The sequence below is a fragment of the Helicobacter sp. 11S02629-2 genome (genome assembly GCF_002272875.1).
Lineage (GTDB): Bacteria > Campylobacterota > Campylobacteria > Campylobacterales > Helicobacteraceae > Helicobacter_I.
In genome coordinates this window covers 122,144-137,372 of the sequence record NZ_MLAN01000003.1, presented here as the reverse complement: position 1 = coordinate 137,372, position 15,229 = coordinate 122,144, and the positions used below count along the sequence as shown (strand labels likewise).

Sequence of the window (15,229 nt, the reverse complement as noted above, 5' to 3'; positions counted from 1 at the left end):
CCCATGTTTGAAAACCAGTACATCACACAGCGCATACAAAAGTCTAACGAGCTACGTGAGATTGGACTTAATCCCTATGATAACTCTTGCAATAAAGAGCTTAGTAATGAAGAGTTTTTAGAAAAGTATAAGGGTAAAGATCTAAGTGAGCCTGATACAAACATAAAAGAAAGCCTAAGTGGACGCGTTAAGTTTATGCGTCTTATGGGCAAGGCTAGCTTTATAAAGATAGAAGATGAAAGTGGCGTGGTGCAGATTTACTTTTCTCAAAATGAGCTAGGAGATCACTTTAAGATTCTAAAAAAGTATCTTGAAGTAGGTGACATAATAGAAGCTAGTGGCTTTCCTTTTGTAACTAAAACAGGCGAGCTTAGCCTTCATGCACTAAGTCTAAAAATCTTAACTAAGTCCATAGTGCCTTTACCTGAAAAGTTTCACGGTCTTAGTGATATAGAGTTGCGCTACCGTCAACGCTACTTAGATCTAATAATGAATAAAGACGTGATGGGAGTTTTTAAAACTAGAAGCAAGATAGTAAGTAGCATAAGGGCTTTTTTTGAAGATAAAGGCTTTTTAGAAGTAGAAACTCCTATGCTTCATCCAATACCAGGTGGGGCAAATGCTAGACCTTTTATAACCCATCATAATGCTTTAGATGTTGATAGATACTTACGCATAGCCCCTGAGCTTTATCTAAAAAGGCTTATAGTTGGTGGCTTTGAAGCAGTTTTTGAGATAAATCGTAACTTTAGAAATGAAGGCATGGATCACTCGCATAATCCTGAATTTAGCATGATAGAGTTTTACTGGGCTTATCACACTTATAAAGATTTAATAGAGCTTACTAAAGATCTTTTTAAGTACATCTTAGCAAGCCTAGGGATGGAATCTAAAGTGGTTTATGGCGAGCACACACTAGATCTAGCTAACTTTAAGATAGTGTCTTTAAAAGATTCTATAACTTCTATAGGTGGGGTAGATAAAGCTATAGTTGAAAGTGAAGATGGCTTAAGATCTTATCTTAATAGCAAGGGTTTTGAAACTAAGAATCTAAGCTATGGCAAGCTTTTAGGTTTGGCATTTGAAGAGCTAGTAGAAGCAAAGCTTATAGACCCAACCTTTATAACAGAGTATCCTATAGATATAAGTCCGCTTGCTAGAAGAAATGATGCTAATCCAGAGATTGCTGATAGATTTGAACTTTTTATAGCTGGTAAAGAGATAGCTAATGGCTTTAGTGAGCTAAACGATCCACTAGATCAGTTAGAGCGTTTTAAAGAGCAAGTAAAAGCAAAAGATGCAGGCGATGAAGAAGCCCAGTATATGGATGAAGACTATGTGCAAGCCCTTGGCTATGGCATGCCACCAACGGCAGGAGAAGGTATAGGTATAGATAGGCTAGTTATGCTTTTTACTAATAGTTCTAGTATAAAAGATGTTATATTATTCCCAGCGATGAAGCCCGTGGAATCAAACTTAAACTAAGGAGAAAAGATGTCATATTTTATGGAAAAAAGTGATAAGGTTATATTTGACCTAATAGAAAAAGAGTTGGTTAGACAAAATGAACATCTTGAAATGATAGCAAGTGAAAACTTTACCTTTCCTAGCGTTATGGAAGCTATGGGAAGTGTTTTGACTAATAAGTACGCAGAAGGCTATCCGGGCAAACGCTACTATGGTGGTTGTGAGTTTGTAGATGAGATAGAAACTATAGCAATTGAACGTATAAAAAAGCTTTTTGGCTGTAACTTTGCTAACGTGCAACCTCACTCAGGTTCTCAGGCTAATGGTGCGGTATATGCTGCTTTATTAAAGCCTTATGACAAAATCATGGGTATGGACTTAAGTCATGGAGGGCATCTAACTCATGGGGCAAAAGTAAGTCTAACAGGTAAGATGTATCAAAGCTTTTTTTATGGTGTAGAAATGGATGGCAGGATAGATTATGACAAGCTTGCAGATCACGTAGCAGTTGTAAAGCCAGATATGCTAGTTTGTGGATTCTCAGCTTATGCTAGGACGCTTGATTTTAAAAGATTTAGAGAGATAGCAGATAGTGTTAATGCCATTTTGCTAGCTGATGTAGCCCATGTAGCTGGTCTTTGTGTAGCAGGCGAGTATCCTAACCCTTTCCCTTACTGTCACGTAGTAACTACTACAACCCATAAGACTTTAAGAGGCCCAAGAGGTGGAGTTATACTAACTAATGATGAAGAGATGGCTAAAAAGATAGATAAGATGGTATTTCCTGGAATCCAAGGTGGTCCTTTAATGCACGTCATAGCAGGTAAAGCCGTAGGTTTTGGTGAGAATTTAAAGCCTGAGTGGAAAACTTACGCTAAGCAAGTAAAAGCAAACATTAACTCCCTAGCAAAAGTCTTAATAGATAGAGGCTTTGATCTAGTAAGTGGTGGGACTGATAACCACCTTATATTAATGAGCTTTTTGAAAAATGACTTTAGTGGAAAAGATGCAGATCTTGCACTTGGCAATGCTGGAATCACGGTTAATAAAAACACAGTTCCCGGTGAAACTAGAAGTCCTTTTGTAACTAGTGGTGTGCGTATAGGCTCTCCAGCACTTACTGCACGTGGTATGAAAGAAAGGGAGTTTAATATCATAGGAAATTGGATAGCTGATATCTTAGAAAACATAACTGATACCAACTTACAAGCCAAGATCAAAAAAGAGATAAAAGATCTAACTAAAGATTTTATTATCTATGATAGAGCTATATACTAGTATGTAGCTACTACAAAGGGTCGTGGATGCAGATGCAAGAGATAGAACTAAAGCTTATTAAGATGGACACTACTCACTACTTCAAAAAAGTAGATGGTATAGGTAAAAAGATAGTTTATCTAGGTAAGACTTTTTATGATAACTTTGAAAGAGTGGATGCACCTTTAACATCTATGGTGATAAAAGCACATCTAAATAAAGAGATAGTAGTAGCCCACGACTTACTACTACAAGGCGGCAAGAAGGTAGAAAATATAGTCTTTGACTATAATGGCTACAATCCTGAGCGCTTCTATCATAAAGCCCAACTCATACTAAGAGAAGAGGGCTATCAAAACTTTACAGCTTATAACACGGCTAATCCAAGACATTTGCATCTCTACATACATAAAGGACACACAGAGATAAGTGAAGGAAGAAGGTTAGCTAAGAGTTTATCTATGAGGTTTTCTCAAGTTATGCCTATTGAGTGGAGGGTGCTTCCAACTGATGAGTTGCCTCCATGCTATAACATCTTGACACTTCCTTATGGCGTCTTTGCTAAAGAGAGAGGTAGCTGGTCTAAGTATATGTAGTCTATGTTTAAAAAGCTTAGACTTGTGTTATGTGAGAAGAAATTAATTTTGCGTATATGATAAAATGAACACTAATGTTTTAGGTAAAAGGAGATTAAATGCCAAATAGTGAAAAAGAGCCAAATGACATTCTTAGGAATGATAAAAATACAGAAGTCAAAAAGAGTAAAAAGCTAGTTTTTTTACTCATAGTGGCTATTGTTATCGTGGTGATTTTGATAATTGCTATTTGGACTTTAAGCAGAGAAGTTAATAAGCCAGTAAGCAACATCACTCCAGTAGATAAAACTATGGAAAAGCTACCTAGTCAAGCTATGGATTCTAATAAAAATATAGCTAACTCTAAAGGTGACTTACACCTTATGCCAGTTGGAAATGCAAACGGAAGCGAAAACGAAGCAAGCACTGTGGATGCTAGTAAAGCGCCTACTTCAGATATGGAATCTAAGGGCATGGATTCTAACTTAACTCAGACTTCAACTCCTGCTAGTGCTTCAAGTATGAATGGAACTCCAAGTCCAGTTGCAACACCAAATAGTTCTAATATGGAATCTAAAAATCCATTAGATACTAAATTTAGCAGTTTAGAAGATGACCCAAAATTTAAAGCACTTTTAAATAGAGAAGAAGAAAAGAAAAATCATGATGTAGAACATAAAAATCATGAAGGCACAAAGCATGCAGCTATGAAGCAAAAGCATGAAAGTGAGCCTACACCAAAAGAGATTAGTTTCATACCGGCTAAACCTCATGAAAAAGCACCTCTTAAAAAAGAAGCTAAACCTCATAATGTTACGCTAAAAAATGAAAAAAATGCTAAAGCAAAAGACCATAAAGTAGATGATCCTATGCATAGACAGATGTACAAAAAGATAGCAGATGAAAAGCCAAAGACTGCAAAACCAGAAGCTAGCAAAAAGCCTCAAAGCACAACTATGCAAGCTAGTAAGACTAAAGCACCTTTGCTAAATGGCACAGTTGCCTCAGAGCATGGAATCTACCTTCAAGTAGGAGTGTTTAGCCAAAAACCAAATGCTAAATTTATAGAAGAGATATCAAAATATGGATATAAAGTAAAACAAGATACAGTAGAAAATAAAGCAGTAACTAGATACTTACTAGGGCCTTATAAAAGCAAACTTGATGCTACAAAAGATGCAGAAAAGATTGGGCAAGCACTAGAGATAGGAAAACCAGTTTACTACGAAATAAAATAGATAACTAAGGCTTAAGACTATGAAACTAAAACTACAAAATGCTCCTTATGTGGCAAACCAAATCATCCAAGACCTAAGCAGGTCTCCTTTGGTTAGATTAGGGGCTAGCAGCAAGCTTTCAAAGACTGCAGAAAATATTATCTTAGAAGATATGCGATTAGAGTTAAGGATAGAAAACGAAACTAGAGATATATTAGAAGAGTATCAAGATGATATAGATGATATGCAGCTTGATGAAAGAGATCTTTTTAATAAGATAAAAAGGCAACTTTCAGTTAAGTATAACTTTGAGTTAGATGAAAAAGATAGATATTCAAAACTAAGCCATGAGATACTTGATAAGCTTTTAGCTGAAGATGAGGTAAGTTTTGTAGTTAGCTATAACGATGTAAAAAATATTATCCATGCATCTTTTGATAAGTTTATATCTTTTCAAAATGTCGCAAGGAATGCTGTTTTAGAAAAGCTAGAAAACTACAAAAGAAGACTTATCCCCGGTAGTGATGAGTATGAAGTTATATTTAATAGATTATATGAAGAAGAGATGGCAAAAAAAGGGCTTATATGAGTAAGTTAAAACCTATATATTTATATTTTTCTAATGGATGCTTTTTAGAGGCTAAAAGCTTTGGAAGTGAAGGCACTAAAGTCGGCGAGGCTGTGTTTAATACTTCAATGACAGGCTATCAAGAGATAACTAGCGATCCAAGTTATGCAGGGCAGTTTGTGATATTTAGCATGCCTGAGATTGGTATAGTTGGAACTAACGACTTTGATAATGAGTCTTTTAGCCCAAAGTGCAAAGGCATCATAGTAAGAGATGCAAATGAGGTTTACTCTTCATTTAGAGCAGATGAAGGTTTGGGAGACTATCTTAAAAAGCATGATATTTTAGGTATATGTGATATTGATACAAGAAGTCTAGTTAAGATGCTTAGAAAGTATGGTGCACTAGAGATGATAGCTTCAACTACTATAAGCGATAAAGAAAGTCTAAAAGCAAAGCTAGATTCCTCGCTTAAGATAGGTGAGATAGACTATATAAAAGAAGTTAGCACAAAGAGTGCTTACTCTCACACTAAAAGCAACTTTAGCTATGAAAGCTGGGACTATCAAGAAAAAGATGGCCTTAGTAAGACTATAGCGGCTATAGACTTTGGTATCAAAAAAAACATACTGCACGAGCTAGTAACTGTTGGCTTTAAAGTAGAAGTTTTACCACAAGACTATGATGAAAACACCCTTATAAAAGACTATAAAGATAAAAAGATACACGCTGTGTTTTTGTCTAATGGACCAGGTGACCCACTTATCTTAACTAATCAAGTAGATAAGATAAAAAGCTTGCTTGCTGCTAAGATTCCCATCTTTGGAATCTGCCTTGGCCACCAGCTTTTAAGCATAGCACATGGTTATCCAACTTATAAGCTAAAGTTTGGCCACCATGGGGCTAACCACCCAGTTAAAAACGAGCTTGGTTTAGTAGAGATAACTTCTCAAAACCACAATTACAACGTCCCTGAAGAGATTGAGGAAGTAGCCTTTGTAACGCATAGGAATCTTTTTGATAACACTATAGAAGGTTTATGCTACAAAGAAGGCAATGTCTTTTCAGTACAGCACCACCCAGAAGCAAGTCCGGGCCCTAAAGAAGCAAGTAATATATTTGCAAAGTTCTTTGCCCAAGTACCACTAGACTAAATTGCCGCTAATGTCAAAAGTACTAAACTTTATACAGTCAAAAGTTGCCCTTTTAGTTCTAGCTATATTTTTACTTACTGCTTTTTGGCATACGCTATTTGGTGCTAGTATCAACTTTAGTCTAACTCAGATTTCAGAGCTTTTAAATATAGCTAAAAGCAAAGGTTTAAAGCCACTTCCAGTAGGCAGTGAGCTTTCTAAGATCCAAGCAAATACTCTTTCAACTGATATCAAGATGACTAAAGAACAAATAGAGCTAGGAAAGACGCTTTACTTTGACCCACGCTTAAGTGGAAACAAACTGCTATCTTGCAATAGCTGTCATAACTTAAGCCTTGGGGCGACTTCAGAAGTAAGAAAAGAAAACAACAAAGCCCTACTAAACGCGCCAACGCTTTATAATGTAGTCTTTAATAATGTCATGCACTATAATGGAGATATAACTAGCACAAGGGACTTAGATTCTAGTAAAAAAAGTTCTAATCTTAGTGCTTTAACTAAGGCCATCCTAGCATCTTTTAGCAAGGCTAATGAGTTAAATAACACAGCTAAAGGTGTAGTAGAAAACATTAATGATATAAAAAACTATAAGTATCTTTTTAAAAGGGCTTATGGTAGTGATATAAAAGTTACCCCAGAGTTAGTTGCAAATACCATAGCTAGCTTTGTAGCAACACTTACTACTCCTTCACGCTTTGATGACTTTTTGCATGGAAACTTAAAAGCACTAAGTCAAGATGAGCTAGAAGGTCTTGTGCTTTTTATAAAACAAGGCTGTATAAGCTGCCATGCAGGGGTAAATCTTGGCGGTACTATGCAGCCTTTTGGCGTGCTTAAACCTTATAAGTTTGCAAGCCTTGGCGGTTTTAAAGGCGATAGTAATGGCAATATAAAAGTACCAACCCTTAGAAATATAACTATGACTATGCCCTACTTTCATAATGGCGGATATAAAGAGCTTCATAAGGCCATAGATGAGATGGGAAAAATCCAAATGGGAGTTAATCTATCAAGTAGAGAAACTAAGCTTATAGCTAGCTTTTTAAGCTCTCTTGATGGCTATATAGCACCAGTTAAGATTCCACTTCTACCTTCAAGCTATCATGATATAGATGAAAAAAGTGTCATAGATGACCTTAAGTAATGCAGTTTTTTATACATAAAGACGCAGGCAGTCAAACTATAACCTTAAAAGAAGAAGACTATCACTATATCTTTCGTGTGCGTAGGGCACAAAAAGATTCCATCTTTAAGGTTTATAACTATGGTGATAGCATCTATACATATGTAGTAGTAGATGTAAAAAAAGGCCTTTTAGCACTTAATGATAAAGAAGGCATAGTAAGTAAAGCACCTTCAAACATCCACCTTATCTTAGCTTTTATAGACCCAAAAGATATCTATGAGCTTTTAAGCTTTTTAAATGAGGCTAATGTCACAAAACTTAGTCTTTTTTATGCAGACTTTTCTCAGAAAAATAGAAAGCTAAATATAGAAAAAGCTAAAAAGATACTTGAGTTTTCTTGTATGCAGTGTGGGCGTTTTAAGCCTTTGGAGTTAGAGCTTTTAGACGACTTAGATGAAGTTTTAAAGCTTTATAAAGATGCAAAGGCACTTCATGCAAATGCACCTAGTCTAGATATAAAAAGTCCTAGTTTTAGCCTTCAAACCCCCTTTATCATAGGGCCAGAGGGAGGTTTTAGCAAAGAAGAGCTAGAGCTTTTAAAAACTAGGCTTTACTCTTTAAACACACCTTTTATACTTCAAGCACAAAATGCAGCACGTTATATGGCAAGCTTACTATCACAAGGTTTGTTTGGAATCTAAAATATCTAATTCCCACATCATAAGTTAATATTATCTTGTAAGGTAGAGGCTTTAATAAAAATAGATTTTATTAATCTTAGCTTTTATCTTCTAAGCCCATGGTCTTTATCTTCTAGCCCTTGCCATGCCTTAAAGTCTGGAAGATCTAAGTTAAACTGCATTAAAACCTTGCCTAAGATGTGATTAATCTGGGCATCCATAAAGCCTTTGGAATCTAAGGCTTTTTCATCACTAACTTGAAACTGATAAAAGCTTAAAAGTGGAGGGATTATCACATAGCCTAGTTTTGAGCACTTATACATATTTTTAAGATGGATTTGAGAAAGGGGCATCTCACGAGGTACAAGCACCACTTTTCGCCCTTCTTTTATACACACATCAGCAGCCCTAGTAATTAGCGAGTTTGAAAGCCCTATACGCAAGGATGCAAGCGTTTTCATGCTAGTAGGCACTACTATCATGCCAGCTGTTTTGTAAGTCCCACTAGCGATACTTGCACCAAGATTATCATCATCATAAACTTTATAGCTTAGAGGATAGAGGTCTTTTTTCAGATCTAAGCTAGTTTCAGCTTTAAATGTAGTCTTTGCACTTTTAGATACCACTAAGTGCACTTTTATATTGTCAAATCTACTCAAAGCTTGCAGTAGTTTGTAACTTAAATACACTCCACTAGCACCACTTACTCCAATTATTAGTTCCATTTCTATGCCTTTGTATTTTTGCCTTTAGATCCATATTTTTATGAGTATAAATGTAACTATAGATATATTAAAAGATACTTTTAGTTACATATACTAATTATAAAGTAATCTTGACTATCTAAAAACTATGAATCCATCCTAACTTTTAAGTATCTTGAAATCATACCAACATAAAGGATAGCAAAATGGATATAGATAAAAGAAAAGCACCGCTGTTTTTTAGCTTTTTAAAAGCTAGGAGAAACATCGCTTTAACTTTAAGCATAGTGATATTTATCACATATTATGGAATCATGATTTGCGTTGGCTTTTTCCCGGACTTTTTAGGTGTAAGGGTGGGGAATAGTGCCATAAGTTTGGGGATAGTTTTTGGGGTTAGCTTTATAGTGTTAAGCATCATCTTAACAGGGGTTTATACCTACATCGCTAATACTTTTTTTGATAGAGAGCTAAAAGATGCCCTAGCTGAGATGAAGAAAAATAAGCTTATAGATGAGTGTGGCTTGATAGATGAAGTAAGGAGAGAGCATGGAAAAACGATTACTTAGATTGAGCTTTTTAAAAATGGCAGTTTTTGGACTAGGATTTTTTGGATTACTTGGCATTTTTAGCACTTTACAAGCAGCACCAGTCTTAGAAGGAGAAGTTACTAAAGCCCCACTTAATGTAACTGCTATAGTTTTATTTTTTATCTTTGTAGTAGCAACCTTGCTTATTACTTTTTATTCCTCGCGTGTTACTAGATCAAGAGATAGCTTTTATACAGCAGGTGGAGATATAGGCGGCTTTAAAAATGGCCTTGCTATAGCTGGGGATTATATGAGTGCAGCTAGCTTTCTTGGAATCTCAGCTTTGGTTTTTACTAATGGCTTTGATGGGCTTTTATATGCTATAGGCTTTTTAGCTGGCTGGCCAGTAGTGCTTTTTTTGATAGCTGAGAAGTTTAGAAACTTAGGTAAGTTTACCTTTACTGATATAGCAGCTTTTAGGTTACAACAACGTCCTATAAGAACTATAAGTGCTATCTCAGCGCTAATAGTTGTAATATTTTATCTAATAGCACAGATGGTTGGAGCAGGAGAGCTTATACAGCTACTTTTTGGACTTCCTTACTCATGGGCTGTGATTATAGTTGGAATCTTAATGATTATCTATGTGACTTTTGGTGGAATGCATGCTACTACTTGGGTGCAAATCATCAAAGCAGTTTTACTTTTAATAGGTGTAACCATACTTGCTTTTTTAATCTTAAAGCTTAGTAAGTTTGACTTTACTGACTACTTTGCAAAGGCTATTTCTGTGCATCCAAAAGGTGAAGCTATCATGAAGCCTGGAGGCTTTATAAAAGACTGGGTTTCTGCCGTGTCTTTGGGGCTAGCACTGATGTTTGGGACTGCTGGACTACCTCATATCTTGATGCGCTTTTTCACTGTAAAAAGTGCCAAAGAAGCTAGAAAGTCAGTCTTTTGGGCAACTACTTTTATAGGCTACTTTTACATCGTAGTTTTTATTATAGGCTTTGGGGCGATTGCGTTTTTAACTGGCAAAGATAAAGGAAGTAATATGATAGCTATAGAGCTAGCTAAGCTTTTAGGAGGAGATGCCCTCTATGGCTTTATCTCGGCAGTAGCCTTTGCTACTATCTTGGCAGTTGTAGCAGGACTTACTATAAGTGGGGCTAATGCTATAGCACATGATTTGTATGCTAATGTTATAAAAAATGGCAAAGCAAACCCAGAAAAAGAACTAAAATATAGCAAGATAACAACTATAGTCTTAGGTATCATAGCCATAGTACTAGGTATAGTCTTTAAAGGGCAAAATGTAGCCTTTATGGTCGGTCTTGCCTTTGCAATAGCAGCTAGTGTTAACTTCCCTATATTACTTCTTTCGCTTTATTGGAAGAATCTAACCACAAGAGGAGCCTTTTGGGGTGGGGTAATAGGGCTTATAGTAGTAGTTTTACTTACAGTTTTGGGTCCTGGTGTTTGGGTGAAAAGCTTTGGCTTTGAAAGTGCGGTATTCCCTTATGATACGCCAGCGATCTTTTCTTTGCCAACGACTTTTATACTAGTTTATCTTATATCTAAGTTTGATAATTCAGCTAGGGCAAAGGTTGATAGAGCAGGCTTTATAGCTCAAAAGTTTAGAGCAGATAGTGGCATAGGAGCAAGCACTGAGATAACGCATTAAAAACTTTACCTTAAGACTTTAGTGGTCTTAGGGCAGGGTGTCTACAAAGGCTAATATTTACATTTAGCAGGTTTGTAGTTTTTAGTTTAAAAGCCTTAGATTCTATAGAATCTAAGGGCTAATCTAGGCGTTTAAGACGCAAGGATTTTAATTAGTGCTAGCATAAAGTGCCATATGAAGTAGTCTATCTACGTAGCCTATCTCATTATCATACCAAGCTAAAACTTTTATATTATTACCCAAGGCTAGGGTTTTATCAGGCACATAGATGCAGTTAAATCTTGAGCCTATAAAGTCACTACTTACTCTTTCATCATTATCTATTTCAATGATGCCTTTCATGGAATCTTTTGAAGCTTTAGTAAAGACTTCGTTTAACTCTTCTTTAGTTGTGTCTTTTTTAAGAGTAGCACTTACATCTATTAAGCTTACATCTGGAGTTGGCACACGCACAGCAAAGCCATCTAGTTTGCCATTTAACTCAGGCAATATTTTGCCTATAGCTAAAGCAGCTCCTGTAGAAGTTGGAATCATATTTAGCGCACTTGCCCTTGCACGCCTTTTGTCTTTGTGCTTGACATCTAGGACATTTTGGTCATTTGTGTAGCTGTGGATTGTAGTCATTAGAGCTTTTTCTAGCCCAAAAGTATCATGTAGTACTTTTATAACTGGGGCTAGGGCGTTAGTAGTACAGCTTGCATTAGAGATAACTGCCTCTCCTTTATAGGCTTTGTGATTAACCCCATATACAAACATAGGGGTATTTTTCGCAGGGGCTGAGATGATTACTTTTTTGACATTATTTTGTAAGTGAAGGCTAGCGTTTTCAAGATCGTTAAACTTACCGGTGCATTCTAAGACGCAAGTTGCCTCGCCAAAGTTAAGTTCTTTTATATCTCTGTTACTTAAAACCTTTACTTTTTTACTTTTTCCTATACTTAAAGTGGAATCATCAACTTTATGTGCTTCATAACTTCCATGTACTGAATCATACTTGATTAAGTGAAGTAGCATATCTACACTTGCAGTCGAGTTTAAGGCTACTAACTCCATGTCATCCCTCTCTCCTATAAGCCTTGCACAACCTAGTCCTATTCTTCCAGTTCCGTTTATTGCTACTTTTATTTTGCTCATTTTTCACCTTTATGTTTAGTTTGATCCAAGGTTATGTGGTTTGCACGCCTTGATTTTGAATAAAGATTATAGATAAAATGCTACCACTTTATATAAAAAGTTAAAAATACACAAGGAGAATGCTATGAACAAGGCAGATTTTATAGAATCTATGAAAGAAATTGGAGGCTATGACAAAAAGGTCGATGCTGAAAAAGCTTTAAAAGCATTTATCGGGGCAGTAGAAAAAGTTTTAGAATCTAATGAAAGCATAGAATTAGCTGGTTTTGGAAAGTTTGAAAACAACCTTCAAAAAGGTAAAACTGGAAAAGTTCCAGGAACTGATAAGACTTACAAAACAGAAGATAAGTTTGTCCCAAGATTTCGCCCTAGCAAAACTCTCAAAGATAAAATTTCTAAAGTAAAATAATTTATCATTCAATTTGTATTATCTAGTCTATAGAGATAGATTAGGTAAGATGCGTAGTTTATATCTCCTACTTTAATATATGAGATATAAAATAAAATACTGAAGGAATGGTATGGAATTTTACTCATATGTTTTAGCACTACACCTGCTTTTTTTAATATCATGGATGGCGACACTTTTTTATCTGCCTAGGCTTTTTGTGTATCATGTTGAAAATATGACTTTAGCAGATTACGTAAAAGTTGTGCGTGTACAAGAGCATAAGCTTTATTACTACATAGGTTGGCCAGCGCTTGTCTTAACAGTTATAACTGGAGTGATTTTAATAGGTATAAACCCAAGTATAATGACTTCTGGTGGCTTTATGCACGTTAAGTTACTATGTGTTGTTTTATTAATAATTTATCACTTTATGTGTGGGAACTATGTTAAAAAGTTTAGAACTAATAATGTAAAAAGAAGTTCGAAGTTTTTTAGGATTTTCAATGAAGTACCTACAATACTACTAATCATAATAGTTTATATGATAGTTATTAGACCATTTTAAAGTTTGTAATGATGAAGTTGTGGGGAACTAGATTTAGCCAGAGTCAATCAGAGCTTTTAGAGCTGTTTAACGCAAGTATAGATTTTGATAAAACACTTTACAAGCAAGATATAAAAGGATCTAAAGCCCACGCAAAAGGGCTTTTTAAGATAGGAATCTTAACTAAAGAAGAACTAGATTCTATAACTGCTGGATTAGAGAGAGTTCAAAAAGAGATAGAAGAGGGCAAGTTTGTTTTCAAGCTTTCTCATGAAGATATACACATGAGTATAGAGACCAGACTAACTGAGCTAATAGGTGAAGTTGGAAAAAAGCTTCACACAGCAAGGTCAAGAAACGACCAAGTAGCCCTAGACTTTAGCCTTTACTGCAATGAAGAAAATGCGTATTTACAAAACCTCATATTAGAGCTAATCACTACTTTAACAAATCTAGCAAGCCTTCATACCACCACTTTGATGCCGGGTATGACCCACCTTCAGCACGCACAGCCTATAAGTTTTGGCTTTCACTTAATGGCTTGGGTGGCTAGTCTTAAAAAAGACTATCTTCGCTTTAAAAGTGCAAAAGAAAGAAATGATGAGTGTCCTTTAGGAAGTGCAGCCCTAGCTGGTAGTGTTTATGGTAATGATAGGGATTTTGTAGCAAAAGAGTTAGGCTATACGCGTGCAAGTATGAATGCCATGGAAAGCGTTAGTAGTCGCGACTTTGCACTAGATCTAAGCTATGCTATAGCTACTTTGATGATGCATATATCAAGGATGGCAGAAGAGCTTATACTTTGGAGTAGTTATGAGTTTAAGTTTGTAAGCTTTAGTGATGAGTACTCAACTGGAAGCTCTATAATGCCTCAAAAGAAAAACCCTGACGTTGCTGAGCTTTTACGTGGTAAGAGTGGGCGTACTTTTGGGAATCTAATGGCGCTTTTAACTGTGCTTAAAGGCCTACCTTTAGCTTATAACAAAGACATGCAAGAAGATAAAGAGGGCGTTTTTGATAGTGTAGCTACTGCTAAGATCTCACTTCTTATATTAAAAGCTTCACTTGAAACTTTAAGCATACATAAAGAAAACATGCTTGCTATGTGTCAAAAAGGTCACTTAAACGCAACAGACTTAGCTGACTTTTTAGTTAAAGAGCATGCTATAGCTTTTAGAGATGCACATCACATAGTAGGAAGGTGTGTTTTAAAGGCTGAAAGTTTAGGGCTAGATCTTAGCCAAATAGACTTGCATGAGCTAAAAGACTTGCTTCCAAAAGATGTAGATTTCAAAGTCCTTAAAAAGACACTTGATTTAAACTCCTGCATGGAAAGACGTGATACGCTAGGCGGCACTGCTTCATCTCAAACTCTCTCTCAGATAGAAGAGATAAAACAGTGGTTAAAACAAACCTTAAACTCCTAAAAGAAGCTTAATGAAAAAAGATACTAAGTCGCAAAAACAACAAGATATTATAAATATGTTTGATGACATAGCACCAACTTATGACAAGGCTAACAGACTTTTGAGCTTAGGCATAGATGTGAGTTGGAGGAAAGAAGCTTGTAAAGAAGCTTTTTTAGCCCTTGAAAACAGGCACGTAGATATAGCAGATGTAGCTTGTGGAACGGGTGATATGCTAATACACTGGCAAGAAAGTGCCATCTTGCACAATATAGAGATAAAATCAATTAACGGGTTTGATCCTTCTTCTGGCATGCTTGATATAGCTAAGAAAAAAATCCCATCTATGGAATCTAATCTTCACATAGCAAGTGCTACTAATATACCCTTGCCGGATAATTCAGTAGATATAGTTTCTATAGCTTATGGCTTAAGAAATGTCGTAGATAGAAAAGATGCCCTAAAAGAGTTTCATAGAGTTTTAAAGCCTAATGGCGTGGTGGTTATTTTAGAGTTTGCAAGTCAAAAAAAATTTAATCTTCTCACCTATCCTATGTATTTGTATACAAAATACGCCCTCCCTATAATAGGCGGCTTAATATCTAAAAACTTTAAAGCTTATAAGTATCTTCCAGCCTCTATAGATAGTTTTATAACCAAAGAAGGCTTAAGTGAGGAGCTTTTAGCAAGTGGGATGGAGAGTGTTTTTGTAAAAAGCTACTCTGGAATTAGTGCATTAGTTATTGCTAAGAAAACTTAAAACTTAAACTTTTTTTAAGTTTTTGCTTAATA

General features: G+C 35.8%; 16 protein-coding genes. 14 read left to right on the top strand and 2 right to left on the bottom strand.

The features are described from left to right. Positions 1-3 precede the first annotated feature (3 nt). The 8 genes from lysS to BKH40_RS03305 all read left to right on the top strand — a co-directional run bounded on the left by lysS (position 4) and on the right by BKH40_RS03305 (position 8,065). Positions 4-1,485, top strand: a complete 1,482-nt coding sequence (gene lysS, locus BKH40_RS03340) for a lysine--tRNA ligase (protein WP_095276944.1) — start codon at positions 4-6, stop codon at positions 1,483-1,485. Positions 1,486-1,494: 9 nt separating this feature from the next. Then, the gene (locus BKH40_RS03335; RefSeq protein WP_095276942.1) at positions 1,495-2,745 is read left to right on the top strand and encodes a serine hydroxymethyltransferase; all 1,251 of its coding nucleotides are present in this window, start codon (positions 1,495-1,497) and stop codon (positions 2,743-2,745) included. Between the two features lie 32 nt (positions 2,746-2,777). After that, positions 2,778-3,320, top strand: coding sequence for a DUF1882 domain-containing protein (locus tag BKH40_RS03330; RefSeq protein ID WP_095276993.1), 543 nt, complete (start codon positions 2,778-2,780; stop codon positions 3,318-3,320). Between the two features lie 98 nt (positions 3,321-3,418). After that, positions 3,419-4,537, top strand: a complete 1,119-nt coding sequence (locus BKH40_RS03325; RefSeq protein WP_095276941.1) for an SPOR domain-containing protein — start codon at positions 3,419-3,421, stop codon at positions 4,535-4,537. A gap of 19 nt (positions 4,538-4,556) precedes the next feature. Next, a complete protein-coding gene (locus BKH40_RS03320) occupies positions 4,557-5,105 on the top strand; it encodes a DUF507 family protein (protein WP_095276939.1) in 549 nt (182 codons plus the stop codon). Continuing rightward, on the top strand, positions 5,102-6,238 hold the full coding sequence (carA, locus tag BKH40_RS03315; protein WP_095276938.1) for a glutamine-hydrolyzing carbamoyl-phosphate synthase small subunit: 1,137 nt from the start codon (positions 5,102-5,104) through the stop codon (positions 6,236-6,238). Before BKH40_RS03320 ends, carA begins: the two co-directional genes overlap by 4 nt. Positions 6,239-6,248: 10 nt before the next feature. Continuing rightward, a complete protein-coding gene (locus BKH40_RS03310) occupies positions 6,249-7,382 on the top strand; it encodes a cytochrome c peroxidase (protein ID WP_095276936.1) in 1,134 nt (377 codons plus the stop codon). Next, on the top strand, positions 7,382-8,065 hold the full coding sequence (locus BKH40_RS03305; protein ID WP_095276934.1) for an RsmE family RNA methyltransferase: 684 nt from the start codon (positions 7,382-7,384) through the stop codon (positions 8,063-8,065). Before BKH40_RS03310 ends, BKH40_RS03305 begins: the two co-directional genes overlap by 1 nt. Positions 8,066-8,148: 83 nt before the next feature. On the opposite strand, the gene BKH40_RS03300 is transcribed toward BKH40_RS03305, so the two are convergent. Next, positions 8,149-8,769, bottom strand: coding sequence for a UbiX family flavin prenyltransferase (locus BKH40_RS03300; protein WP_095276933.1), 621 nt, complete (start codon positions 8,767-8,769; stop codon positions 8,149-8,151). A gap of 185 nt (positions 8,770-8,954) precedes the next feature. Here BKH40_RS03300 and BKH40_RS03295 point away from each other — a divergent pair, with 185 nt between their 5' ends. Together BKH40_RS03295 and BKH40_RS03290 are read left to right on the top strand one after the other, a co-directional pair. Next, the gene (locus tag BKH40_RS03295; protein ID WP_095276931.1) at positions 8,955-9,317 is read left to right on the top strand and encodes a DUF485 domain-containing protein; all 363 of its coding nucleotides are present in this window, start codon (positions 8,955-8,957) and stop codon (positions 9,315-9,317) included. Then, on the top strand, positions 9,298-10,962 hold the full coding sequence (locus tag BKH40_RS03290) for a cation acetate symporter (protein ID WP_095276929.1): 1,665 nt from the start codon (positions 9,298-9,300) through the stop codon (positions 10,960-10,962). The genes BKH40_RS03295 and BKH40_RS03290 overlap by 20 nt, the downstream gene beginning before the upstream one ends. Positions 10,963-11,109: 147 nt before the next feature. Here BKH40_RS03290 and gap read toward each other — a convergent pair whose 3' ends face one another. Then, positions 11,110-12,096 carry a type I glyceraldehyde-3-phosphate dehydrogenase gene (gap, locus tag BKH40_RS03285; protein ID WP_095276927.1) on the bottom strand — a complete coding sequence of 329 codons (987 nt, stop codon included), beginning with the start codon at positions 12,094-12,096 and terminating at the stop codon, positions 11,110-11,112. A gap of 124 nt (positions 12,097-12,220) precedes the next feature. Here gap and BKH40_RS03280 point away from each other — a divergent pair, with 124 nt between their 5' ends. From BKH40_RS03280 to ubiE, 4 genes are all read left to right on the top strand, one after another. Then, positions 12,221-12,505 carry an HU family DNA-binding protein gene (locus tag BKH40_RS03280; RefSeq protein ID WP_095228607.1) on the top strand — a complete coding sequence of 95 codons (285 nt, stop codon included), beginning with the start codon at positions 12,221-12,223 and terminating at the stop codon, positions 12,503-12,505. Positions 12,506-12,617: 112 nt separating this feature from the next. Next, entirely contained in the window at positions 12,618-13,052 is a 435-nt protein-coding gene (gene hemJ / locus BKH40_RS03275) for a protoporphyrinogen oxidase HemJ (protein WP_095276926.1), read from the top strand. Between the two features lie 8 nt (positions 13,053-13,060). Next, positions 13,061-14,458 carry an argininosuccinate lyase gene (gene argH / locus BKH40_RS03270; RefSeq protein ID WP_095276924.1) on the top strand — a complete coding sequence of 466 codons (1,398 nt, stop codon included), beginning with the start codon at positions 13,061-13,063 and terminating at the stop codon, positions 14,456-14,458. A 10-nt stretch (positions 14,459-14,468) separates the two neighbouring features. Then, on the top strand, positions 14,469-15,197 hold the full coding sequence (gene ubiE, locus BKH40_RS03265; protein ID WP_095276922.1) for a bifunctional demethylmenaquinone methyltransferase/2-methoxy-6-polyprenyl-1,4-benzoquinol methylase UbiE: 729 nt from the start codon (positions 14,469-14,471) through the stop codon (positions 15,195-15,197). The last annotated feature ends 32 nt before the right edge of the window (positions 15,198-15,229 follow it).

Coding starts and splice junctions, on each gene's coding strand:
- lysS (WP_095276944.1), top strand. CDS start 4: ATGTTTGAAAACCAGTACATCACACAGCGCATACAAAAGTCTAACGAG.
- BKH40_RS03335 (WP_095276942.1), top strand. CDS start 1,495: ATGTCATATTTTATGGAAAAAAGTGATAAGGTTATATTTGACCTAATA.
- BKH40_RS03330 (WP_095276993.1), top strand. CDS start 2,778: ATGCAAGAGATAGAACTAAAGCTTATTAAGATGGACACTACTCACTAC.
- BKH40_RS03325 (WP_095276941.1), top strand. CDS start 3,419: ATGCCAAATAGTGAAAAAGAGCCAAATGACATTCTTAGGAATGATAAA.
- BKH40_RS03320 (WP_095276939.1), top strand. CDS start 4,557: ATGAAACTAAAACTACAAAATGCTCCTTATGTGGCAAACCAAATCATC.
- carA (WP_095276938.1), top strand. CDS start 5,102: ATGAGTAAGTTAAAACCTATATATTTATATTTTTCTAATGGATGCTTT.
- BKH40_RS03310 (WP_095276936.1), top strand. CDS start 6,249: ATGTCAAAAGTACTAAACTTTATACAGTCAAAAGTTGCCCTTTTAGTT.
- BKH40_RS03305 (WP_095276934.1), top strand. CDS start 7,382: ATGCAGTTTTTTATACATAAAGACGCAGGCAGTCAAACTATAACCTTA.
- BKH40_RS03300 (WP_095276933.1), bottom strand. CDS start 8,769: ATGGAACTAATAATTGGAGTAAGTGGTGCTAGTGGAGTGTATTTAAGT.
- BKH40_RS03295 (WP_095276931.1), top strand. CDS start 8,955: ATGGATATAGATAAAAGAAAAGCACCGCTGTTTTTTAGCTTTTTAAAA.
- BKH40_RS03290 (WP_095276929.1), top strand. CDS start 9,298: ATGGAAAAACGATTACTTAGATTGAGCTTTTTAAAAATGGCAGTTTTT.
- gap (WP_095276927.1), bottom strand. CDS start 12,096: ATGAGCAAAATAAAAGTAGCAATAAACGGAACTGGAAGAATAGGACTA.
- BKH40_RS03280 (WP_095228607.1), top strand. CDS start 12,221: ATGAACAAGGCAGATTTTATAGAATCTATGAAAGAAATTGGAGGCTAT.
- hemJ (WP_095276926.1), top strand. CDS start 12,618: ATGGAATTTTACTCATATGTTTTAGCACTACACCTGCTTTTTTTAATA.
- argH (WP_095276924.1), top strand. CDS start 13,061: ATGATGAAGTTGTGGGGAACTAGATTTAGCCAGAGTCAATCAGAGCTT.
- ubiE (WP_095276922.1), top strand. CDS start 14,469: ATGAAAAAAGATACTAAGTCGCAAAAACAACAAGATATTATAAATATG.